The organism is Paenibacillus pasadenensis DSM 19293 (genome assembly GCF_000422485.1).
GTDB classification, from domain to species: domain Bacteria; phylum Bacillota; class Bacilli; order Paenibacillales; family Paenibacillaceae; genus Paenibacillus_O; species Paenibacillus_O pasadenensis.
In genome coordinates, this window is sequence record NZ_AULW01000081.1 from 1 (window position 1) to 1,060 (window position 1,060).

A 1,060-nucleotide genomic window follows, 5' to 3' on the forward strand; every position below is an offset into this window, starting at 1 on the left:
GTGAGCCATGAAGGACTCGAACCTTCGACACCCTGATTAAAAGTCAGGTGCTCTACCAACTGAGCTAATGGCTCTTAATGGCTGGGGATCCAGGGTTCGAACCTGGGAATGACGGAGTCAAAGTCCGTTGCCTTACCGCTTGGCTAATCCCCATCAGGAAATCAATGGGGCGATCGAGGGGAATTGAACCCCCGAATGCCGGAACCACAATCCGGTGCGTTAACCACTTCGCCACGATCGCCATGGATATAATCCATGCCGCCGAGAGGACTTGAACCCCCAACCTACTGATTACAAGTCAGTTGCTCTACCAGTTGAGCTACAGCGGCAAAGAATAGATGGCGGAGCTGACGGGATTCGAACCCGCGGTCTCCTGCGTGACAGGCAGGCATGTTAGGCCTCTACACCACAGCTCCATATTGGTTGCGGGGACAGGATTTGAACCTGTGACCTTCGGGTTATGAGCCCGACGAGCTACCGGACTGCTCCACCCCGCGGTAGTTCATGGTGGAAGCTGAGGGGATCGAACCCCCGACCCTCTGCTTGTAAGGCAGATGCTCTCCCAGCTGAGCTAAGCTTCCATGTTGGTGACCCGTAGGGGATTCGAACCCCTGTTACCTCCGTGAAAGGGAGGTGTCTTAACCCCTTGACCAACGGGCCATATGAAGTTGGAGAAAGAACGGAGAGAGAGGGATTCGAACCCTCGCACCACTTACGCAGTCTAACCCCTTAGCAGAGGGTCCCCTTGAGCCACTTGGGTATCTCTCCAAATCAAGAAATGTTGCTACGGAGAAGGAGGGATTCGAACCCTCGATACGCGATTAACGTATACACGATTTCCAATCGTGCTCCTTCGACCACTCGGACAGCTCTCCAGATGGCTCCCCGAACAGGACTCGAACCTGTGACAACTCGATTAACAGTCGAGTGCTCTACCAACTGAGCTATCAGGGAACAAAAAGCATGGTGGAGCCAAGGAGGATCGAACTCCTGACCTCCTGCTTGCAAGGCAGGCGCTCTCCCAGCTGAGCTATGGCCCCATATGTAAGTATGTAAGCCT

12 tRNA genes are annotated in these 1,060 nt (G+C 54.2%); all 12 read right to left on the reverse strand.

The annotated features are described in order from the left end of the window. Window position 1 precedes the first annotated feature (1 nt). Window positions 2–74 (reverse strand) — tRNA-Lys (locus H582_RS0110795). Between the two features lie 4 nt (window positions 75–78). Beyond that, a tRNA-Gln gene (locus H582_RS0110800) sits at window positions 79–153 on the reverse strand. A gap of 12 nt (window positions 154–165) precedes the next feature. Next, window positions 166–241, reverse strand: a tRNA-His gene (locus H582_RS0110805). 15 nt (window positions 242–256) lie between these two features. Further along, a tRNA-Thr gene (locus H582_RS0110810) sits at window positions 257–329 on the reverse strand. Window positions 330–339: 10 nt separating this feature from the next. Then, window positions 340–416, reverse strand: a tRNA-Asp gene (locus H582_RS0110815). Between the two features lie 4 nt (window positions 417–420). After that, window positions 421–497, reverse strand: a tRNA-Met gene (locus tag H582_RS0110820). Between the two features lie 8 nt (window positions 498–505). Next, a tRNA-Val gene (locus H582_RS0110825) sits at window positions 506–581 on the reverse strand. A 4-nt stretch (window positions 582–585) separates the two neighbouring features. Continuing rightward, window positions 586–660: transfer RNA gene (locus tag H582_RS0110830), tRNA-Glu, on the reverse strand. 20 nt (window positions 661–680) lie between these two features. Beyond that, window positions 681–768, reverse strand: a tRNA-Ser gene (locus H582_RS0110835). A gap of 19 nt (window positions 769–787) precedes the next feature. Continuing rightward, window positions 788–875 (reverse strand) — tRNA-Ser (locus tag H582_RS0110840). Between the two features lie 3 nt (window positions 876–878). Next, a tRNA-Asn gene (locus H582_RS0110845) sits at window positions 879–954 on the reverse strand. 10 nt (window positions 955–964) lie between these two features. Next, window positions 965–1,040, reverse strand: a tRNA-Ala gene (locus H582_RS0110850). Between the last annotated feature and the right edge of the window lie 20 nt (window positions 1,041–1,060).